This is a genomic window from Aequorivita aurantiaca, assembly GCF_030410135.1.
Taxonomy (GTDB): domain Bacteria; phylum Bacteroidota; class Bacteroidia; order Flavobacteriales; family Flavobacteriaceae; genus Aequorivita; species Aequorivita aurantiaca.
This window is the reverse complement of sequence record NZ_JAUGQQ010000006.1, coordinates 21213-39807: the sequence shown is the minus strand read 5'-3', so window position 1 is coordinate 39807 and position 18595 is coordinate 21213. Positions and strand designations below refer to the sequence as shown.

19 protein-coding genes are annotated in these 18595 nt (G+C 40.2%); 12 read left to right on the top strand and 7 right to left on the bottom strand.

Annotated features, from left to right (window positions below):
- Positions 1–33: 33 nt before the first annotated feature.
- Both QRD02_RS10065 and QRD02_RS10060 read right to left on the bottom strand, forming a co-directional pair.
- Complete coding sequence (locus tag QRD02_RS10065; protein WP_290254817.1) at positions 34–2526, bottom strand: DUF5686 and carboxypeptidase-like regulatory domain-containing protein; 2493 nt, start codon at positions 2524–2526, stop codon at positions 34–36.
- 96 nt (positions 2527–2622) lie between these two features.
- Positions 2623–3600 carry a pyruvate dehydrogenase complex E1 component subunit beta gene (locus QRD02_RS10060; RefSeq protein ID WP_290254816.1) on the bottom strand — a complete coding sequence of 326 codons (978 nt, stop codon included), beginning with the start codon at positions 3598–3600 and terminating at the stop codon, positions 2623–2625.
- A 273-nt stretch (positions 3601–3873) separates the two neighbouring features.
- On the opposite strand from QRD02_RS10060, the gene QRD02_RS10055 reads away from it, so the two are divergent.
- From QRD02_RS10055 to QRD02_RS10015, 9 genes are all read left to right on the top strand, one after another.
- The gene (locus QRD02_RS10055; RefSeq protein ID WP_290254815.1) at positions 3874–4614 is read left to right on the top strand and encodes an electron transfer flavoprotein subunit beta/FixA family protein; all 741 of its coding nucleotides are present in this window, start codon (positions 3874–3876) and stop codon (positions 4612–4614) included.
- Between the two features lie 86 nt (positions 4615–4700).
- Entirely contained in the window at positions 4701–5669 is a 969-nt protein-coding gene (locus QRD02_RS10050) for an electron transfer flavoprotein subunit alpha/FixB family protein (RefSeq protein WP_290254974.1), read from the top strand.
- Positions 5670–5867: 198 nt separating this feature from the next.
- Positions 5868–6491, top strand: a complete 624-nt coding sequence (locus QRD02_RS10045) for a bifunctional nuclease family protein (RefSeq protein ID WP_290254814.1) — start codon at positions 5868–5870, stop codon at positions 6489–6491.
- Positions 6492–6563: 72 nt separating this feature from the next.
- Positions 6564–8270 carry a NupC/NupG family nucleoside CNT transporter gene (locus QRD02_RS10040; protein WP_290254813.1) on the top strand — a complete coding sequence of 569 codons (1707 nt, stop codon included), beginning with the start codon at positions 6564–6566 and terminating at the stop codon, positions 8268–8270.
- A 104-nt stretch (positions 8271–8374) separates the two neighbouring features.
- Complete coding sequence (locus tag QRD02_RS10035) at positions 8375–9199, top strand: thymidylate synthase (RefSeq protein WP_290254812.1); 825 nt, start codon at positions 8375–8377, stop codon at positions 9197–9199.
- A gap of 20 nt (positions 9200–9219) precedes the next feature.
- A complete protein-coding gene (locus QRD02_RS10030) occupies positions 9220–9654 on the top strand; it encodes an energy transducer TonB (protein WP_290254811.1) in 435 nt (144 codons plus the stop codon).
- Between the two features lie 2 nt (positions 9655–9656).
- Positions 9657–10169: an energy transducer TonB gene (locus tag QRD02_RS10025; protein ID WP_290254810.1), complete on the top strand. Its 513-nt coding sequence runs from the start codon at positions 9657–9659 to the stop codon at positions 10167–10169.
- A 102-nt stretch (positions 10170–10271) separates the two neighbouring features.
- The gene (gene egtB, locus QRD02_RS10020; RefSeq protein ID WP_290254973.1) at positions 10272–11435 is read left to right on the top strand and encodes an ergothioneine biosynthesis protein EgtB; all 1164 of its coding nucleotides are present in this window, start codon (positions 10272–10274) and stop codon (positions 11433–11435) included.
- Between the two features lie 10 nt (positions 11436–11445).
- Positions 11446–12417 carry an L-histidine N(alpha)-methyltransferase gene (locus tag QRD02_RS10015; RefSeq protein ID WP_290254809.1) on the top strand — a complete coding sequence of 324 codons (972 nt, stop codon included), beginning with the start codon at positions 11446–11448 and terminating at the stop codon, positions 12415–12417.
- Between the two features lie 54 nt (positions 12418–12471).
- Here the strand turns inward: QRD02_RS10015 and QRD02_RS10010 are convergent, their stop codons facing one another.
- On the bottom strand, positions 12472–13560 hold the full coding sequence (locus QRD02_RS10010; protein ID WP_290254808.1) for an aminotransferase class V-fold PLP-dependent enzyme: 1089 nt from the start codon (positions 13558–13560) through the stop codon (positions 12472–12474).
- A gap of 82 nt (positions 13561–13642) precedes the next feature.
- Between QRD02_RS10010 and QRD02_RS10005 the strand changes: the two genes are divergently transcribed.
- From QRD02_RS10005 to fabD, 3 genes are read left to right on the top strand one after another with little or no spacing between them, the layout of a single operon-like run.
- Positions 13643–14074, top strand: a complete 432-nt coding sequence (locus tag QRD02_RS10005) for a 2TM domain-containing protein (protein WP_290254807.1) — start codon at positions 13643–13645, stop codon at positions 14072–14074.
- A complete protein-coding gene (locus QRD02_RS10000; protein WP_290254806.1) occupies positions 14071–14556 on the top strand; it encodes a dihydrofolate reductase in 486 nt (161 codons plus the stop codon). Before QRD02_RS10005 ends, QRD02_RS10000 begins: the two co-directional genes overlap by 4 nt.
- Positions 14557–14591: 35 nt before the next feature.
- Positions 14592–15473: an ACP S-malonyltransferase gene (fabD, locus tag QRD02_RS09995; protein WP_290254805.1), complete on the top strand. Its 882-nt coding sequence runs from the start codon at positions 14592–14594 to the stop codon at positions 15471–15473.
- 89 nt (positions 15474–15562) lie between these two features.
- Here fabD and QRD02_RS09990 read toward each other — a convergent pair whose 3' ends face one another.
- The 4 genes from QRD02_RS09990 to QRD02_RS09975 form a co-directional block, all read right to left on the bottom strand.
- Entirely contained in the window at positions 15563–15907 is a 345-nt protein-coding gene (locus QRD02_RS09990; protein WP_290254804.1) for a cupin domain-containing protein, read from the bottom strand.
- A gap of 134 nt (positions 15908–16041) precedes the next feature.
- Positions 16042–16233: a hypothetical protein gene (locus tag QRD02_RS09985; protein WP_290254803.1), complete on the bottom strand. Its 192-nt coding sequence runs from the start codon at positions 16231–16233 to the stop codon at positions 16042–16044.
- Between the two features lie 108 nt (positions 16234–16341).
- Complete coding sequence (gene galE / locus QRD02_RS09980; RefSeq protein WP_290254802.1) at positions 16342–17361, bottom strand: UDP-glucose 4-epimerase GalE; 1020 nt, start codon at positions 17359–17361, stop codon at positions 16342–16344.
- Positions 17361–18509, bottom strand: coding sequence for a DegT/DnrJ/EryC1/StrS family aminotransferase (locus QRD02_RS09975; RefSeq protein WP_290254801.1), 1149 nt, complete (start codon positions 18507–18509; stop codon positions 17361–17363). Before QRD02_RS09975 ends, galE begins: the two co-directional genes overlap by 1 nt.
- Between the last annotated feature and the right edge of the window lie 86 nt (positions 18510–18595).

The following is an 18595-nucleotide window of genomic DNA, read 5'->3' as shown; positions in this document are numbered from 1 at the left end:
CTTTTGGAAAAAGGGCAACTATAATTTAGCGGTTTAAAAGGAAAAACCAAAAACCCCGGTAACGCCGAAGCTTCTGGCGTCCGTAATGTCAAAATAATTTCCACGGAAGTTGAAATCCAATCTAAAAATTCGGAATATGTTACCAACGCCTACGCTATATTCCCAATAAATATCCTCGGGGGCTTTGTAAACAATATTGGATGCGTTCAAATCTATATTTTCTTGCGATATGGTTCCATACACAGCCCTAAATCCCACAACTTCCCGTAGATCCAGTTTTCTCAATAATGGAATGCGCGAAAAAATTCTGCCTCCAAAATTGTGTTCCAAATGCAGGGAGGCATAGGTATCACTCACAAATTCATAATAATCCAACTGTGTGAAACTGTTGTACATACTGAAATATGTCTGATTGCCGGGAATAGGATTTAATAAGCTTAGCGGCACCGCACCTATTGTTGTGCCCACTTCAACGGTGGAAAAAAGTCGACCAAATCCTCCAATATTCCAAGGCTGCGTATAGAGGGCTTGAATTTTCTTATATTCAAAATCACCTCCCAGCACATCCTTCAAACCATAACCATAACTTGCATAAAAGGAAGGAAAATCGCCCGCATTAATTACTGTTTGCTCCACCCCATAACCGGAAGTTTTGCGACCGGGGGCATACATAAAGCCAATTTGAATTTCGGCCTGTTCCAGTTCACTTTTTATTTCGCCGGTAAAAACGCCATCTTCCATTACTTTATAGTCGATACTAAAAGTTTCCGTGGCAGATTTTAAGGTTCTATAAGAAGTAGTAAGTCGAAGAATGAAATTTTTCCAGGGTTCAATATCGAATCCAGCAGTGGTTAGATTTATTCTCGAAAGCCTATCATTCGCGCCTACAGACAAAAGTGTGGAGGAAGCCAGACTTCTTCCCAAAACATCATTGCTATTGGTGAGGCTTGCCCCGGTTTGCTCCACATCGCGACGGTTGCCACCAAAAACCGTCAATCTTGATTTTCGGTCCAAAAGCCATTTTGCCGATAGGCCATATTTAAATCTTTCATCCTTAAAACCGTAAGCGCCGAAACCTTCAATACGCCACGGGTCGTTTTGACCAAAATAGGTTCGACCGCCCATACGGATTCGCACACCTTCCGCTTCGTTATAACCAAAAACAGAAAATACGGGACCAAGATCAAAATTGTTTATTTCGTAATAGCCGCTGGCTAGCGTTGTGCCTAGATTATATAGATTTTTAAAGCGTCTTACCGTTTTCAAGGTGTCCAACATTTGATAAACACCCTTTTCATCCTTGCTTAGCTTTTCCATTCTATTCATTTCCCAAAATTCGTCGGGTCTGTTATAGACCTCATAATTATAGGGATCTACCTGCTGGGCATAAAACTTTTTGTCCTTCGGAATATTAAAGGCATAATTATCATACAAGGTCGTCCGTTTTCCGTAAATACCTTTGGCTTCTTCCTTTTTTTGAAAGCTGAAATCGCTCATAAAATAATCACGCTTTATCAAAAAGATGGAGTCGTTTAGCACCTCAAATTCCTGTTCAATGTAAACATCGCGCACCCAGTTTAAGTTCGCGCTTTTAGAGGCTTGCAGATTTATTTCCTTTATGGCCCACGTGGTATCATTCACCCAAAAATCTCCTTTAAAGGTAAGTTCATTTTTGCGGCGTGGATAATAAATAATATTGTAGCACCATTTGTTGTCGCGGTAGGCACTGTCTCGCAATACGTAGTTATAGACGTCTATTCCGGTTCGGGAAAGTGGGCTGGTAAAGGCTTTATCGAAAAATTTCAGGTAATTGTCATACACATCATATTCGCTGTAAAGGTCCTTTACAAAGGCAATGAGAGTTTGGTTATTTTCAAAACCCGAGTTTTTGTTACCGCGCAAAATTTCCTTTTCTTCATTCAGAAGATTGTCCCCATAAACTATTGAAGCGGCTTCATTTATAAAAATTGGGAGGTACGTATTTCCTGTTACGCTTGAAGTATCGGTTTGATCAAAAACGAATTCCATTCCCTTAAAAAGCCTACTTTTTATAAGTGCGCTATCAATTGTGTTTAAATCGAATTCAAGTTTTTCGTATTTATCGTATTGATATTGATTGAATTTCTTGACTCCGTTCTGCCTTCTATTTTCCCATATTTTCCTAAGAATATCGATTGCGGGATTATCCTTTTTTGAAGTTTTTCCACTATAAACCACCACCTCGTCCAATGCAGCGGCGCTTTCTTCCAATATTACTTCCATATTGTAGTTGCTTCGTGACGGGAGATCTATTTCCTTAGAAGTATAACCAATGAAAGAAAAAATAACGGATTTATAGGTTTTGTCACTTTCCAAATAAAACCGGCCGTTTTCATCAGAAATTGTTCCTTCCTGTGAATCCTTAAAAATAACATTGGCAAAGGCAACCGGATTATTCGATTCATCCTTTATTACGCCACTGACCTTTGTTTGGGAAAATCCCGCAGCACCCAATAAAATTATGAAAATCAATAGAAAGTGCTTCATTTATGAGGGTTGAGGAATTTGGGATGAGGGATGAAGTAATTTAATAGTTATGGGTTTTGAAATCTTGTATAAAACTATCTATTGAATACTGAATACTTATTTATACATAACCTTCTTCACTGCCTTTATTACATCCTCACTATTTGGCAACCATTCCTCCAATAAATTTGGAGAAAAAGGTGCAGGGGTATCGGCAGTATTTATTTTTACAATAGGTGCGTCCAAATAATCGAAGATTTTGTTTTGCACTTGATAGGTTATTTCAGTAGCAACATTCCCGAAAGGCCAGGCCTCTTCCAAAATAACCAGTCTATTGGTCTTTTTTACCGATTCGAAAACGGCTTCGTAATCCAATGGTCGCACAGTGCGCAGATCAATTATTTCACATTCAATTCCTTCTTCAGCCAATTTATCAGCAGCCTTATATGCTTCCTTAATGATTTTTCCGAAAGATACGATGGTAACATCCTTTCCCTTCCGTTTAATATCGGCCACTCCCAACGGAATTAAATATTCGCCTTCGGGCACTTCGGCCTTGTCGCCGTACATCTGCTCGCTCTCCATAAAAATTACCGGATCGTTATCGCGGATTGAACTTTTCAACAAACCTTTGGCATCAGCCGGATTGCTTGGCACAACCACTTTTAAGCCCGGACAGTTTGCATACCAGCTTTCAAAAGCTTGGCTGTGCGTAGCGGCAAGTTGCCCCGCGGAAGCCGTCGGTCCTCGGAAGACGATAGGAATATTAAATTGCCCACCGCTCATTTGGCGCATTTTGGCTGCGTTGTTTATTATTTGGTCAATGGCTACAAGAGAAAAATTAAAGGTCATAAACTCAATGATCGGTCTGTTGCCATTCATAGCCGATCCCACTCCGATACCCGAAAAACCCATTTCGGAAATAGGCGTGTCAATAACCCGCTTTGGGCCGAACTCATCGAGCATTCCTTTACTGGCTTTGTAAGCGCCGTTGTATTCGGCAACCTCCTCGCCCATTAAATATATAGATTCATCGCGACGCATTTCTTCGCTCATCGCTTCCTGTATGGCTTCTCTGAATTGTAATGTCTTCATTGGTATAATTTGAAAATGTAAATAACTGAATTTTTCAGGGATAGCAAAAATACTATAATTACCATCCGTTTAAATAATATTTATCCACTTTTAAACAAATTTTATTATGCGCGCATAATAAAAAAAAGAAATATATCCGTAACTTCGCACACAAGCATTTCAAAACTGTTTTAGTTGAAATTCTTCAGAAATTTTCAATCCAAGTTTAATTAGAAAACGCTCCAAAAAATTACCTGAGCATGTTTTCAATTCAAGAACAAATTACATAGAAATATGAAAATATTAGTATGCATAAGTCACGTACCGGACACGACCTCCAAAATTAATTTCACCGAAGGCGACACCAAATTTGACACAAGTGGTGTTCAATTCGTGATTAATCCGAATGATGAATTTGGCCTAACCCGCGCTATGTGGTTTAAGGAAAAACAAGGCGCGACCGTACACGTCATAAACGTTGGCGGTGCCGAAACTGAACCCACCCTTCGCAAGGCTTTGGCCATTGGCGCCGATGAAGCCATAAGAATAAATACCGCTGCAACCGATGGATTTACAGTTGCAAAACAATTGGCAAATGTTGCCAAGGAAGGTGGTTATGATTTGGTAATCGGTGGTCGTGAATCTATAGATTTTAACGGCGGAATGGTTCCTGGAATGGTTGCAAAACTTACTGGTGCCAATTTCGTAAATACTTGTATCGGAATAGAAATAGAAGGCGATAAAGCCACCGCAATCCGCGAGATTGACGGCGGAAAGGAAACTTTGAAAACATCGCTTCCGTTGGTAATTGGCGGACAAAAAGGATTAGTGCAGGAAAGCGATCTTCGTATTCCTAATATGCGCGGCATTATGCAGGCACGAACAAAACCCCTAAATGTGAAAGAACCAATAGCTTCCAGTGAAGAAACTGCAACAGTGGCTTTCGAAAAACCAGCGCCAAAAGGTGCCGTTAAATTGGTTGATAGCGTTGATGAATTGGTAAATCTTTTGCACAACGAAGCAAAGGTGATCTAAGCCAAAAAATTAAAAGCGCTACATTCCAAATTTAGGATTTGGAATTTTTATAACTCATAACTCACAACTCATAACTCATAACTAAAATTATGATATTAGTATATACAGAATCAGAAGAAGGAAAAATAAAGAAAATCGCCTTAGAGGCCGTTGCATACGCTAAAGGAATTGCAGACCAAATGGGCACTTCAGTAACGGCGGTCGCCATCAACACCAACGATGTTTCGGAATTGGGAAAATATGGAGCTTCAAAAGTTTTGGAAGTTTCCAATGATAAATTGAACAAATTCAACGCAGAGGCCTATGCCGATGTTCTGGCACAAGCCGCAAAAAATGAAGATGCGAAAGTGGTGGTATTAACTTCCAGCGCCAACAGTAAATTTCTGGCCCCGGCCCTCGCAGTAAATCTTGAAGCGGGCTACGTGCCGAATGTGGTAACACTTCCCGAAAGCACTTCGCCATTTAAGGTTAAACATAATGTTTTTACTAACAAAGCCTTCGCCGTAACCGAGATAAAAACCGATAGAAAAATAGTCGGCATTGGAAAAAATTCCTATGGTTTAAAGGAAAGCGAAACCTCAGCTTCCACCGAAGCATTTACACCAAATTTAGACGCCCACGATTTCGATATGGAAATTGTTTCTGTAGATAAAGCAACGGATAAAGTAACCATTGCCGATGCTGAAATAGTAGTTTCCGGCGGTCGCGGACTTAAAGGCCCTGAAAACTGGGGAATGCTCGAGGATCTTGCGAAAACATTGGGCGCCGCAACCGCTTGCTCCAAACCGGTGAGCGATTTGGGCTGGAGACCACATAGCGAGCACGTGGGGCAAACTGGAAAACCGGTGGCCTCCAACCTATATATTGCCGTGGGAATTTCTGGCGCGATCCAGCATTTGGCAGGAATCAACGCCTCAAAAGTGAAAGTGGTAATAAATAATGATCCGGAGGCTCCTTTCTTTAAAGCCGCGGATTACGGAATGGTTGGCGATGCTTTTGAAATCGTTCCTAAGCTTACCGAAAAATTAAAGGAATTTAAGGCGCAGAACGCTTAATTTTTTATTAATTTGTACCCCGAAAAAGGGCTGTTTAGATATGGAAACATCCAAATTTAAACAGCTTTTTCTTATTTTTAAAGCTAAAAGACGGAAGACTGATAACCGATGACGGAAGTAGAAAATTGTCCATTATTCTATTCTGATTACTGACCCCTGCATAATGAAAACTGAATACTGAATACTGACCACTGAAAAATGAGTTTAGTAAAACTTACAATAAAAGGAATTTCATATAGCCAAACACAAAATGGCGCATACGCCCTTATTTTGAACGAAGTGGACGGCGAGCGCAAACTCCCGATAGTCATTGGTGCCTTTGAGGCACAATCGATTGCCATTGCGCTGGAAAAAGAAATTACTCCTCCTCGGCCTCTTACGCATGATCTTTTTAAAAACTTTGCGGATCGTTTCGACATTGTGGTAAAACAAGTTATAATCCACAAATTGGTTGACGGCGTATTTTATTCGAGCATTATATGCGAGCGTGACAAAATTGAAGAAATTATAGATGCACGCACTAGTGATGCCATTGCATTGGCACTTCGCTTCAACGCCCCTATTTTTACTTATAAAAATATTCTGGACAAGGCCGGTATTTATTTAAAAACCTCCTCTTCAAAAAAATTGCTTACAAAAAAGGAAGAGGCCGTTATAGATAATTTGATCTTGGGAGGAGATAAGGAATCTATAAAACCCATAAGCGAAGATTATAGCAAACTGAGCCTGAAGCAACTGAACAAAATGCTTGATGAAGCCGTTAAAAACGAAAATTACGAAAAGGCGGCAAGCGTAAGGGATGAAATCTCAAAACGTAAGTAAATGGGGTATGCAACAGCCGCGGCTATTTGTGAATTTGGAATTGGAAATTTAATTTTTTGGGAATTATAATTTATGCAGAAATTAATACTTGTAGCTACTGCGCTGCTTTTTTTCGGAACAATTGTAGGGCAGAGCATTGAAAAAACTTGGCAATTTTCAGAAGTAAAGGACGAAAATGGACTGTCTATAGTAAACATTGATGCGGAAAATAATTTCTTAACGCTTGAAAATGGCACTTTTGAATATCAACTTGCCCCCTCAGACAGTTTAATTTCCAGTGGGGATTATATTTTTCAAAACAATTTGTTGGTACTTTTTATCAACAAACCTAAGGACAGCATCCGTAGACTGCGGGTTTCAGAGGTTACCGACAGCACCCTCACGCTAGCTGAAAACAATTGGAAATATGAATTAAAACTTCCAGCCATAACAATGGCACCCGAAACCATTAAAAACTCAACATCCATTATACCCAGTCAAGGATTTTCCATGCAAAGCGTATGGCGTGGAGTTTTGGGAATGTTTTCATTGCTAGCCATAGCCTTTCTTTTCAGCGCCAATAGAAAAGCCATCAATTGGAAAACCGTAGGCATCGGCCTTGCGTTTCAATTGTTGATTGCTATCGGCGTTTTAAAAATTGGTTTTATAAAAAACGGTTTTGAAACGGTAGGCCAGCTTTTCGTGAACGTACTGGAATATACTAGAGCAGGAAGTGAATTCCTTTTTGGCGGCATGTTGGACATAAATTCCTTCGGCTTCATTTTTGCGTTTCAGGTGCTTCCCACTATCATATTTTTTTCCGCACTTACCTCGGTACTGTTTTATTTTGGAATAATTCAAGTTGTTGTAAAAGGAATGGGTTGGTTGCTCACCAAACTAATGAACATTTCCGGTGCAGAAAGTTTGAGCGTTGCCGGAAACATTTTTTTGGGACAAACCGAGGCGCCACTTTTAATAAAAGCTTATTTGGAAAAAATGAACAAAAGTGAAATGCTTTTGGTAATGATTGGTGGCATGGCCACCGTGGCTGGAGCGGTGCTCGCGGCTTACATAGGCTTTCTGGGCGGTGATGATCCGGCGTTAAGATTAATGTTCGCAAAACACCTTTTGGCCGCTTCGGTAATGGCAGCTCCAGGCGCAATTGTTATCTCGAAAATTCTTTACCCACAAACCGAACCCATTAATACCGACGTAAAGGTTTCTTCAGAAAAAATTGGTTCCAACTTTTTGGACGCCATTGCAAACGGAACTACAGAAGGATTAAGATTGGCCGTAAATGTGGGTGCAATGCTTTTGGTTTTTGTGGCCTTTATCGCAATGTTCAACGGAATACTTGGCTGGGTGGGCGATGTTACCAATATTAATGCCTGGGTCGCGGCCAATTCGGCATATAAGAGTCTTACATTGGAAGCAATTCTAGGAACAATCTTTGCGCCTTTAATGTGGTTGATAGGGGTTGCGAAAGAAGACATGACCATGATGGGCCAGCTTTTGGGAATAAAACTAGTAGCTAGCGAATTTGTGGGATACATTCAACTGGCGGAATTAAAAAACATTCAGAACGAATTGCACCTCAGCTATGAAAAAAGTATAATTATGGCGACCTATATGCTTTGCGGGTTTGCGAATTTTGCCTCCATCGGAATTCAAATAGGCGGAATTGGATCCTTGGCGCCCGGACAGCGAAAAACTCTTTCTAAATTTGGAATGAAAGCCTTAATTGGTGGCACTATTGCTTCTTTAATTTCTGCCGCAATTGCAGGAATGATAATTGGCTAAAAGGGCCGTCTTGGTTAATAACTTTTGAAATTATAGAGCAATCCCATTCGTTCCCCTGCGGTGATTTATCTATTTTAGAAAACTTAAAAATAAAGCGAAGGAAAATGAAGCAATACCACGACCTACTCAAACATGTACTGCAAAACGGCACCCAGAAACAGGACCGCACCGGCACTGGCACCAAAAGTGTTTTCGGCTACCAAATGCGGTTCGATTTAAGCGAAGGTTTTCCGATGGTCACGACGAAAAAACTACATTTAAAATCAATTGTATATGAGCTTTTATGGTTTTTGAAGGGCGACACCAATATCAAATATCTTCAAGAAAACGGGGTTCGAATCTGGAACGAATGGGCAGATGAACATGGAAATTTGGGACCCGTTTACGGCCACCAATGGCGCAACTGGAACAATGACGAAATTGACCAAATTTCTGAAATAATCCAAACACTCAAAACTAATCCGGACAGCCGCCGCATGCTCGTGAGCGCGTGGAACCCAAGCGTAATGCCGGATACTTCAAAACCGTTTGCTGAAAATGTGGCCCTCGGCAAAGCAGCGCTTCCTCCTTGTCATGCCTTTTTTCAATTTTACGTGGCCGAAGGAAAACTATCCTGCCAACTCTATCAGCGCAGTGCAGATATTTTTCTGGGCGTGCCGTTCAACATTGCATCCTATGCGCTGTTCACAATGATGGTGGCGCAGGTTTGTGGCTATCAACCGGGAGATTTCATCCACACCTTCGGCGATGCCCATATATACAGCAATCATTTTGAACAAGTTGAACTCCAGCTATCGCGCGAACCACGTCCGTTGCCAAAAATGTTGCTCAATCCAAATGTAAAGGATATTTTTGGCTTCAACTTTGATGACTTTACGCTTGTGGATTACAATCCTCACCCGCATATTAAGGGCACTGTTGCCATTTAACCTCTACTAAATTCCATAAAATGAAAAATCTGTTATTTGCATTTTTTATACTTTCAACAACTACCTTTTTTGCCCAGGAAGAATGGGGTAATGTGGTAGCCAATGAAGTTACCCTCAAGGAAATTGCGCCAATATGGCCTGGTTGTGAAAAAGGAAGTACCGCCGAACGTGAAAAATGTTTTGACGAGAAATTGACTTCACATATTATCAAAAACTTTAAATATCCGCCAACAGCCTACAAAAAAAACGAACAGGGCAAAGTGATTGTAGAATTCACCATAAATGAAAAAGGCCTGGTAGACATTAAAAAAGTTAGCGGTGGCACCAAAGAATTGCAGGAAGAGGCAAAACGAAATATTATGACAATTCCCAAAATGTCCAAACCCGGAATGTTAGGGGGAAAGCCGCGCGCCATAAATTATACAGTGCCCTTTAATTTCAAAACAGGTAAATAACAATGTTCAAAAATCTATACCTAGTTTGCCTTATCTTCTGCTCAACATTTGTTATCGCACAGGTGGAGGAAACCGTCACCGATGTTTCCGAATCAGAAATGGGTAAAACTGACGTCCCTTTTGCCACCATAGAAAATGTTCCCGTTTATCCTGGCTGCAAAGGCAATGGCAATGTTGAATTGAAAAGCTGCATGTCCTCTAAAATTTCGGAATTTATAAATATTCATTTCGACATGAAAAAAATTGCATCTTTGGATTTACCTCCCAAAATCTACCGGACCGCAGTCCAATTCAAGATTGATAAAAACGGTGATGTGGTAGATGTACGTGCACGCGCGGAAAATGAGGAAATTGAAAAGGAAGCTGTTCGGGTTGTAAGCAACCTTCCACAAATGAAACCGGGTATGCAAAAAGGTGAAGCGGTGGGAGTTCTCTATTCCCTGCCCATTATTTTTAAGGTAGAGCCGCCCACAGAAACCAACAAAAAGAAGAAAAAGCGAAAGACAAAGAATTGATTCACCTAGTTTAACAACTGTTTAACGCTGGCAAAATACTCTTCAACAATTTTAATATTTATATTTAAAGTGTCGTCAAAAAAAAATAACGGCACTTTTTTTATGATTGCCACTGATACTTTGGTTTCCTTCTTTCTCGAAACCCGCCAACATACCGAAAATATTTGCAAACCTCTGGAAATCGAAGATTATGTGGTCCAGCCAATCGTTGATGTTTCGCCTCCAAAATGGCATCTTGGGCATACTACCTGGTTTTTTGAGGAATTCATTTTAAAACCGCACAAGCCCAATTACCGGTTGTTTCATGAAGATTTTGCCTTTGTTTTCAATAGCTATTATGAAAATGTGGGAAAACGGGTAATTCGAAATGACCGCGGAAATCTTTCCCGCCCAGGAGTTGCCAATGTTTATGATTATCGTCATTACGTTACCAATGAAATGAGGGATTTCCTTTCGGAAGAAATTTCAGCTGAAGTTGAGGAAATCCTTTTAATAGGAATCCACCACGAAAAACAGCATCAAGAGCTTTTGGTTACGGATATAAAGTACATTCTCGGTAACAATCCATTGCTCCCAAAATACAACGATTCATTTTCAGAAAATCCTCCTCAGAATTTTTCACAAGAATGGATAGCAATGGAGGAAGGAATTTATGAAATAGGCCACAACAGCTCCGATGAATTCTGCTATGACAATGAGTTGGGGCGTCATAAAGTTTTTCTTCACGAATATAAAATTTCGAATAAATTGATTACCAATTCCGAATATTTGGAATTTATAAACACCGGTGGCTACACAGATTTCAACCTTTGGCACGCGGAAGGCTGGGATTGGGTGCAACAAAACAACATTTCCGCACCCATGTATTGGCACGAGATTGATGGCGAATGGCATCAATATTCAATGAGCGGACTTCAAAAAATTAATTTGGAAGCGCCCGTATCACACATTTCCTATTTTGAGGCCTTTGCTTTTGCGCAGTGGAAGGACTGCCGATTGCCAACGGAATTTGAATGGGAAGCTGCGCAAAAAAACTTTGAATGGGGCAGCCGTTGGGAATGGACCGAGAGCGCATACCTTCCCTACCCCGGCTACACCAAAGCTCCCGGCGCCATTGGGGAATACAACGGAAAATTTATGGTGAACCAAAAAGTGTTGCGCGGCGGTTCAGTAGCAACCCCAAAAAAACACACCCGCCACACCTATCGAAACTTTTTTCAAACCAATTTGCGCTGGCAATTTACGGGATTGAGATTGGCAAAATAAATATGATTTAATGGATACAAAAACGCAACCACAGCGCAATACCGCCTTTAAGAAGGAAGTTTTTGAGGGGCTTACGGCTTCTCCAAAATATCTTTCCTCCAAATATTTTTACGATAAAACAGGCGACAAACTTTTTCAGGATATTATGGCGATGCCCAGCTATTATCTTACGGGTTGCGAATTGGATATAATTTCAAACAATACATTTACGATTGGGGAACTTTTCCGTGACAGGGAAAATGGGCTCGATTTAATTGAATTGGGCGCTGGAGATGGAAAAAAAACAAAGGTGCTTCTGAAATATATGGCCGAAAACAATTTCAATTTTGTTTACAAACCAATCGATATTTCTGAAAATGCGGTGGAATTGCTCTCCAACAATCTTGCTTTGGAAATGCCATTGCTGAAAGTTGATGCCGAAGTGGGCGAATATTTTGAGGTTTTGGAACGGCTGAAAGGTTACAACAAAAGAAAAAAAGTAATTATGGTTTTGGGAAGTAATATCGGTAATCTACCGCATACTAAAGCTATTGACTTTCTTTCTCAATTGAAGGATACCATGCTTTCGGAAGATTTGCTCTTTATGGGTTTCGACCAGAAGAAAAATCCGCAGACCGTGCTTGACGCTTACAATGACGAAACAGGAATTACGGCGGCATTTAACAAAAATATTTTAACCCGAATAAACCGTGAACTCGGCGGAAATTTTGAGGTTGAAAAATTCAACCATTGGGAAACTTATAATCCGGAAACCGGCACCGCCAAAAGTTTTTTGGTCGCCAGCGAAGCAATGGAAGTAACTATTGAACAATTGCAATTACAGATAAATTTTGAACAATGGGAAACCATCCACACAGAAATTTCACAGAAATACGACGACAAAACTGTAAGTTGGCTGGCCGAAAAAGCTGGGTTGAAAATTGAAACTTCTTTTACGGATGCCAATGAATATTATAAAAATTATGTTTTTCGAAAAGCGTGATGCTGATTCCGGATGAAAATAAACTCCTAAACTTTAAACTCATAAACCATCAACTTATCGACCCGTCGACTTCACGACCTCTAAAAGTTTTTCCAATTCGTCTTCAGTATTATAATAATGAAAGCTGACACGAATTCCGCCGCCCCGAAGGGAACATATAATATTGTTCTCTTTTAATTTCCCAAACAAAACAGAATCTCCTTTTAAATTGTAAATTGAAGAATGTTTTTCTCGAAGTAACGTATCATTTCGCAACAAATCCATTTCAGCAAAACGTTTCTTTGCCTTTGCCGAAAGGGAAGCGATCTTTTCATAAAGCGCATCTTTTCCCAGATTTTCCTGAAAAAAAAATGCCTGCTGCAAACTGCCATAATTCAAAGTGTCCTGGTGGCCGGGTTCAAAGTGTTTCATAAAAGTGGTTTCGGATGCCTTGCTTTCAAACCGTTCCGCAGAATTGAATCCGATGGTCTTTGGGAAAATTCGCTCCCGTGCTGCTTCTTTTACAAAAATGAATCCGTTGCCATAACCGGCAGTTAACCATTTATAAGCACTCGCACCCAAAACATCAATCGGGCTTTCGGCAAAACTGAAATTTTCAGTACCCAAATATTGTGTGCCATCCGCCACCAACAACAGGTTTGGGTGATAGCTTTTTAACCTGTCAAGAAATTCAAAATCAATTTTAATCCCATTCAGCCACTGCACGATGCTGAACATAAATACATCCGGCCTCTGCGTTACTACCGCTTCTTCAATATTACGCTCCAAGTTTTCGTCTATTTCGGCATAGCAGATTTCAAAATCACGGGTTTCCACGGGCCAATTTATGGAGGGATAATCGTTTTTCAACAGCAGAATCTTTTGTTTTTTCGGCAAGCCTTCCAAAACGGTATTCATTCCAAAAGAAAAATTCGGAATCAACGCAGTTTCTTCCACAGAAGCATTAAAAAAGGTTGAAACCGTTTTTCGTATTTCCTCAATATGAATTTTATGTTTATCCCGAAAAACACTGGCGTGGTTCATCAAATCCAAGTCGTGCTGCCTTCGCCATTCCACCACAGGTTTTGGGATTACCCCATTTGATGCGGTGTTGAGGTAGGTGCAAGATTCCAAAGCGGGAAAGTGTTTGCGTATTTCTTCCATAAGCGGGAGGCGTAAACGATGAATTTTAGGTATTTTTACAATACTGAATTTTTCAGTGAAGCTGCAACGAAATTAACCAACTATGTTTTCAAAAGCTACAAAAACCGAAAGAATTGACGCCGAACAGCGCGAACAGTACGAATATGCCCGCCGCCGCATAAAGCAGAAAAAAAACTTGATGCGGCATTTTATTTTGTTTTTGGTGGGTTCTGTTTTGTTACTAATCATCAATCCCGTTTTGGGCTATGGCAATGAATTGTTGTTCCAAAATTGGTTTGTTTGGGCAATTTTAATTTGGACATTTATATTTCTGGTGCACCTTTTCAACGTTTTTGTAGTCAACAAATTTATGGGAAAGGAATGGGAAGACAGACAATTGGAAAAGCTGAAAATACGCCAAGCAGAGCGCATGGCAGAAATACAAAAACAGGTTGACACGGAATTGCAGTTGCCAACAATGCCAAAAAACAAAAATACCGAATTGAACAACCCCTTACCCCCAGACGTAGAATGATAACAATGATTGCCGCCGCGGGCGAAAACAACGAATTGGGAAAGGATAACGATTTGCTCTGGCATTTGCCGGACGATTTCAAACGCTTTAAGGAACTTACCAGCCACCACTATATTATTATGGGGCGCAAAACTTTTGAATCCTTCCCGAAGCCCCTTCCCAATCGTATCCATCTTGTAATCACTCGTAATGAAAATTATGAAAAAGATGGTGCAGTAGTGATTCACAGTATATATGAAGCGCTAAAAATTGCTGAAAATGACGAAAATCCCTATATAATCGGCGGCGGAGAAATTTACAACATCGCACTTCCATTTGCCAATAAAATTGAACTTACGCGCGTGCATGGAACTTTTGAAGATGCCGACACTTTTTTTCCGAATTTTTCCGAAGATGAATGGCGGTTAGTTTCAAAAATAGCGCATTCGAAAGATGAAAGGCACAAATATTCTTTTACCTATGAAACTTGGGTTCGAAATTAAAATGAAATTATAAAATCAACTAAAAAATTACTGCAATGAAAGCACATATATTCCCTGGACAGGGTGCTCAATTTTCCGGTATGGGCCACGATTTATACGAAAACTCATCCAAAGCGAAAGAACTTTTTAAGCTAGCCAATGAAGTTTTAGGTTTTGACATTACAAAAATAATGTTCGAAGGCACTGCGGAAGAATTAAAGGAAACAAAAGTTACCCAACCCGCAATTTTTCTACATTCCACAATTTTGGCAGAAGTTATGGGAACGAAATTTCAGCCAGATATGGTTGCTGGACATTCCTTGGGAGAAATTTCAGCATTGGTTGCAAATAAAACGCTGGAGTTTGCTGATGGTCTCAAATTGGTTTACAAGCGTGCCTTGGCTATGCAACACGCTTGTGAAATAACGCCATCAACAATGGCGGCAGTTTTGGGTTTGGAAGACCATTTGGTGGAAGCCATTTGCGCAGACACTCCCGGAATTGTGGTGGCGGCAAACTACAATTGCCCCGGTCAATTGGTAATATCCGGCGATGTGAATGCTGTAGAAAAAGCCTGTGAAAGTTTAAAGGAAGCGGGAGCCAGAAGAGCACTTATTTTGCCTGTGGGCGGCGCATTTCACAGTCCGTTGATGGAACCTGCGCGAGAAGAATTAGCGGCGGCAATTGAGGCTACAAATTTTAAAGAACCCGCTTGCCCAATCTACCAAAACGTTTCAACTTTTGCCGTTACGAATCCATCCAAAATTAAGGAAAATCTAATCTTTCAATTGACTGCTCCGGTAAAATGGACGCAGAGTGTTCAAAATATGATAAAGGACGGCGCTATTAAATTTATTGAAGTTGGTCCGGGAAATGTATTGCAGGGATTGGTAAAGAAAATTGACGCTTCCGTGGAAACAGAAAAGGCCGAAGTTTAATTCAATATCTAAAATTAATTTAAGGGAATAAAAACGCCGTAGAAAATCTCCTCGGCGTTTTTTAATTAAACTATTGTTAAAGATATATCTCAAGAATTTTTTGCAACCTTATCCACGCGTGTCGCAGAATCTGCTTTGTTTAAACTCAATCTTACAGTGCTTGTTTCAATTGCTCTCAAATCATGCGGAACGCCACCGTCTAGCGCAATCAAATCGCCTCTTTTTAAATTGTGGATGGTTCCATTTACGCCAAAATCAATCGCACCTTCAAAGATTTCAACCACTATGGGGAAAGGTGTTTTGTGTTCTTTCATTATTTGGTCCTTTTTAAATGCGATTCTAATTTCCTTTCCCGTTTCAGTTTCCATTAAAACTTGTATGGTTGGACGGCTTTCGTGGTATTGAATATCATCTGTCAGTGATGCTACTTTCATAATATTTGAATTTTGTTTTGAATTCAACAAAATTAATAAACACAAAAGCTAAAATGTATGAGATAAATCATATAGAAATAAAAACACCGAATGAAAGTACATCATCCGGTGTTTTTCTAAATTATTGGAATTGTTTATGCACTAATTCTGCAATCGGCACAATCCTTTACCTCGCCATAGTAGGTTTCGCGATATTTGTGAAGGGTTTTAAAAGGAATGTTTAAAAATGTTTTTTTGATGTAAATCACGCTCGTGGTGAACATTCCCATTTTTTCTGTAAATCGTTTTTCTGTTTTTGTTTTTCGTTTTACTGAAACTAACTTCATAACTTATTTTCTATCTTTTTTGGTTCCGGGCAAAGAAACAAATGTCAATTCCCAATTCCAAATCAATAGCGTTAAACCTGGGTTAAATCATTAATAATCAATTATAAATTAAATATTTCGGATTTTTCTTTCCCATTTCCAAGCCGATTCCAGAGCATCTTCCATTGTTTTCTCAGTTTTCCAGCCCAAAACCTCATTTGCTTTTTTGGTGTCGGCATAAACTGCAATTACATCCCCCGGGCGACGGTCTACAATTTTATAATTCAATTTTTGGCCGGTAGTTTTTTCGAAGGAATTCACAACTTCCAAAACAGAACTTCCGCGACCGGTGCCCAAATTGAAAACCTCAAACTGCGTTTCGTTTTGATCTTTTAGCAACCGTTCCATCGCGATTACATGGGCCTTCGCCAAATCCACGACATGAATATAATCACGAATGCAACTGCCGTCTTCCGTTGGATAATCACTTCCGAAGACAGATAATTCCTTTCTTAAACCGGCAGCGGTTTGGGTGATAAATGGCACCAAATTTTGCGGAACACCTACGGGAAGCTCTCCAATTTCAGCAGTTTGATGTGCGCCAATTGGGTTGAAATAACGCAAAGCAATAGATTTTAAGGAAGAAACCGCGCAGGTATCCTTCAAAATTTCCTCACTAATTTGCTTTGTATTTCCGTAGGGAGATGTGGCTTCTTTTACGGGCGCATTTTCCGTTATGGGCAACGTATCGGGCTCGCCATAAACGGTGCACGACGAACTGAAAATGAAATTTTTTATTCCGTAGGCGTTACATTCCTGAAGCAAATAAATAAGGGTGTTCAGGTTGTTTTCATAATAAAGCAACGGATTTTCTACACTTTCGCCTACCGCTTTACTAGCTGCAAAATGAATGATTCCTTCAATATCCTGATTTCTTTTGAACAAATCCGAAACATCTGCTTTTAAACGTAAATCCAAGCGTTCAAAACTAGGTGCCGTTTTGGAAATGTTCGTAATTCCCTGCAAAACATCCAAGGACGAGTTGGAGAGATTATCGATTATTAAAACCTGATAACCTGAATTTTGAAGTTCAACAACGGTGTGCGACCCAATATAGCCCAAACCGCCGGTAACGAGAATTTTTTTCATTATTTGGAAACGAAATTTATAACAGTGTCTGTAATATATTTAATTTGCTCATTGTCCAATTCGGTGTGCATTGGGAGGGAAACCACTTCTTTTACCAATTGGTTGGTAACGGTAAAATCTTCTTCTTTATACCGCTCATCCCTGTAAGCTTTTTGAAGATGCAACGGAATTGGGTAATAAACGCCGCACGGAATGCCTTTTTCATTCAGGTGATTCACCAACGCATCGCGGTCTGCGTTCAAAATTTTTATAGTGTATTGGTGAAAAACGTGGCTTCTTTCCGAAAGATTATTTTCGGCATCAAAACCCCCCGGAGTTACAATATTTTCAATGTTTTCAAAAGCCGCGGTATATTTATTGGCGGCCTCAATTCTTGCCGCGTTATATTCATCCAAATGCGGAAGTTTCGCGCGTAGCACGGCGGCTTGAATGGAATCCAATCGCGAATTTACGCCCACCACATCGTGATGGTAGCGCACGTACATGCCGTGATTGACGATACCGCGAATAATGTGGGCCAAATCATCATCATTTGTAAAAATCGCACCTCCATCGCCATAACATCCCAAATTCTTTGAAGGGAAAAAGGATGTGGAAGCAACATGACCGATGGTCCCGGCCTTATGTTTTGTGCCATCCTTTGAAACATAATTGGCGCCAATGGCTTGTGCGTTGTCTTCAATTACGTACAAATTGTGTTCTTCGGCAATGGCCATAATTTCGTCCATATTTGCGGCAAGGCCAAAAAGATGAACGGGAACTATCGCCCTTGTTTTTGGAGTAATCGCTTTTTTTATTGCCTCAATGTCAATATTGAAATTCACTGGATCCACATCTACTAAAACTGGGGTCAATTGCAATAGCGCAATCACTTCCACGGTTGCGGCAAAGGTGAAATCCGCAGTAATTACTTCATCGCCGGGTTGCAGGCCGAGGCCCATCATTGCTATTTGCAGCGCATCTGTGCCGTTCGCGCACGGAATTACATGTTTTACATTTAGATAGTTTTCAAGTTCTTTTTGGAATTCCTGAACCTCCGGACCATTGATGAAAGCGGTGGTTTCAATCACATTCATAATAGAACTATCCACACGTTCCTTAATATTTTCATATTGACCTTTTAGGTCCACCATTTGTATTTTCTTCATTCCTTGGAAATAATTTGAATTTGGTAAAATTACAAAAATGATATTTGTTATATGGGGATTTGGCAATAGGGATTTGGGATTTGATA

What these genes read in the sequence shown, in the direction of transcription:
- QRD02_RS10065 (WP_290254817.1), bottom strand. Translation starts at nt 2,526, where the DNA reads ATGAAGCACTTTCTATTGATTTTCATAATTTTATTGGGTGCTGCGGGA.
- QRD02_RS10060 (WP_290254816.1), bottom strand. Translation starts at nt 3,600, where the DNA reads ATGAAGACATTACAATTCAGAGAAGCCATACAGGAAGCGATGAGCGAA.
- QRD02_RS10055 (WP_290254815.1), top strand. Translation starts at nt 3,874, where the DNA reads ATGAAAATATTAGTATGCATAAGTCACGTACCGGACACGACCTCCAAA.
- QRD02_RS10045 (WP_290254814.1), top strand. Translation starts at nt 5,868, where the DNA reads ATGAGTTTAGTAAAACTTACAATAAAAGGAATTTCATATAGCCAAACA.
- QRD02_RS10040 (WP_290254813.1), top strand. Translation starts at nt 6,564, where the DNA reads ATGCAGAAATTAATACTTGTAGCTACTGCGCTGCTTTTTTTCGGAACA.
- QRD02_RS10035 (WP_290254812.1), top strand. Translation starts at nt 8,375, where the DNA reads ATGAAGCAATACCACGACCTACTCAAACATGTACTGCAAAACGGCACC.
- QRD02_RS10030 (WP_290254811.1), top strand. Translation starts at nt 9,220, where the DNA reads ATGAAAAATCTGTTATTTGCATTTTTTATACTTTCAACAACTACCTTT.
- QRD02_RS10025 (WP_290254810.1), top strand. Translation starts at nt 9,657, where the DNA reads ATGTTCAAAAATCTATACCTAGTTTGCCTTATCTTCTGCTCAACATTT.
- egtB (WP_290254973.1), top strand. Translation starts at nt 10,272, where the DNA reads ATGATTGCCACTGATACTTTGGTTTCCTTCTTTCTCGAAACCCGCCAA.
- QRD02_RS10015 (WP_290254809.1), top strand. Translation starts at nt 11,446, where the DNA reads ATGGATACAAAAACGCAACCACAGCGCAATACCGCCTTTAAGAAGGAA.
- QRD02_RS10010 (WP_290254808.1), bottom strand. Translation starts at nt 13,560, where the DNA reads ATGGAAGAAATACGCAAACACTTTCCCGCTTTGGAATCTTGCACCTAC.
- QRD02_RS10005 (WP_290254807.1), top strand. Translation starts at nt 13,643, where the DNA reads ATGTTTTCAAAAGCTACAAAAACCGAAAGAATTGACGCCGAACAGCGC.
- QRD02_RS10000 (WP_290254806.1), top strand. Translation starts at nt 14,071, where the DNA reads ATGATAACAATGATTGCCGCCGCGGGCGAAAACAACGAATTGGGAAAG.
- fabD (WP_290254805.1), top strand. Translation starts at nt 14,592, where the DNA reads ATGAAAGCACATATATTCCCTGGACAGGGTGCTCAATTTTCCGGTATG.
- QRD02_RS09990 (WP_290254804.1), bottom strand. Translation starts at nt 15,907, where the DNA reads ATGAAAGTAGCATCACTGACAGATGATATTCAATACCACGAAAGCCGT.
- QRD02_RS09985 (WP_290254803.1), bottom strand. Translation starts at nt 16,233, where the DNA reads ATGAAGTTAGTTTCAGTAAAACGAAAAACAAAAACAGAAAAACGATTT.
- galE (WP_290254802.1), bottom strand. Translation starts at nt 17,361, where the DNA reads ATGAAAAAAATTCTCGTTACCGGCGGTTTGGGCTATATTGGGTCGCAC.
- QRD02_RS09975 (WP_290254801.1), bottom strand. Translation starts at nt 18,509, where the DNA reads ATGAAGAAAATACAAATGGTGGACCTAAAAGGTCAATATGAAAATATT.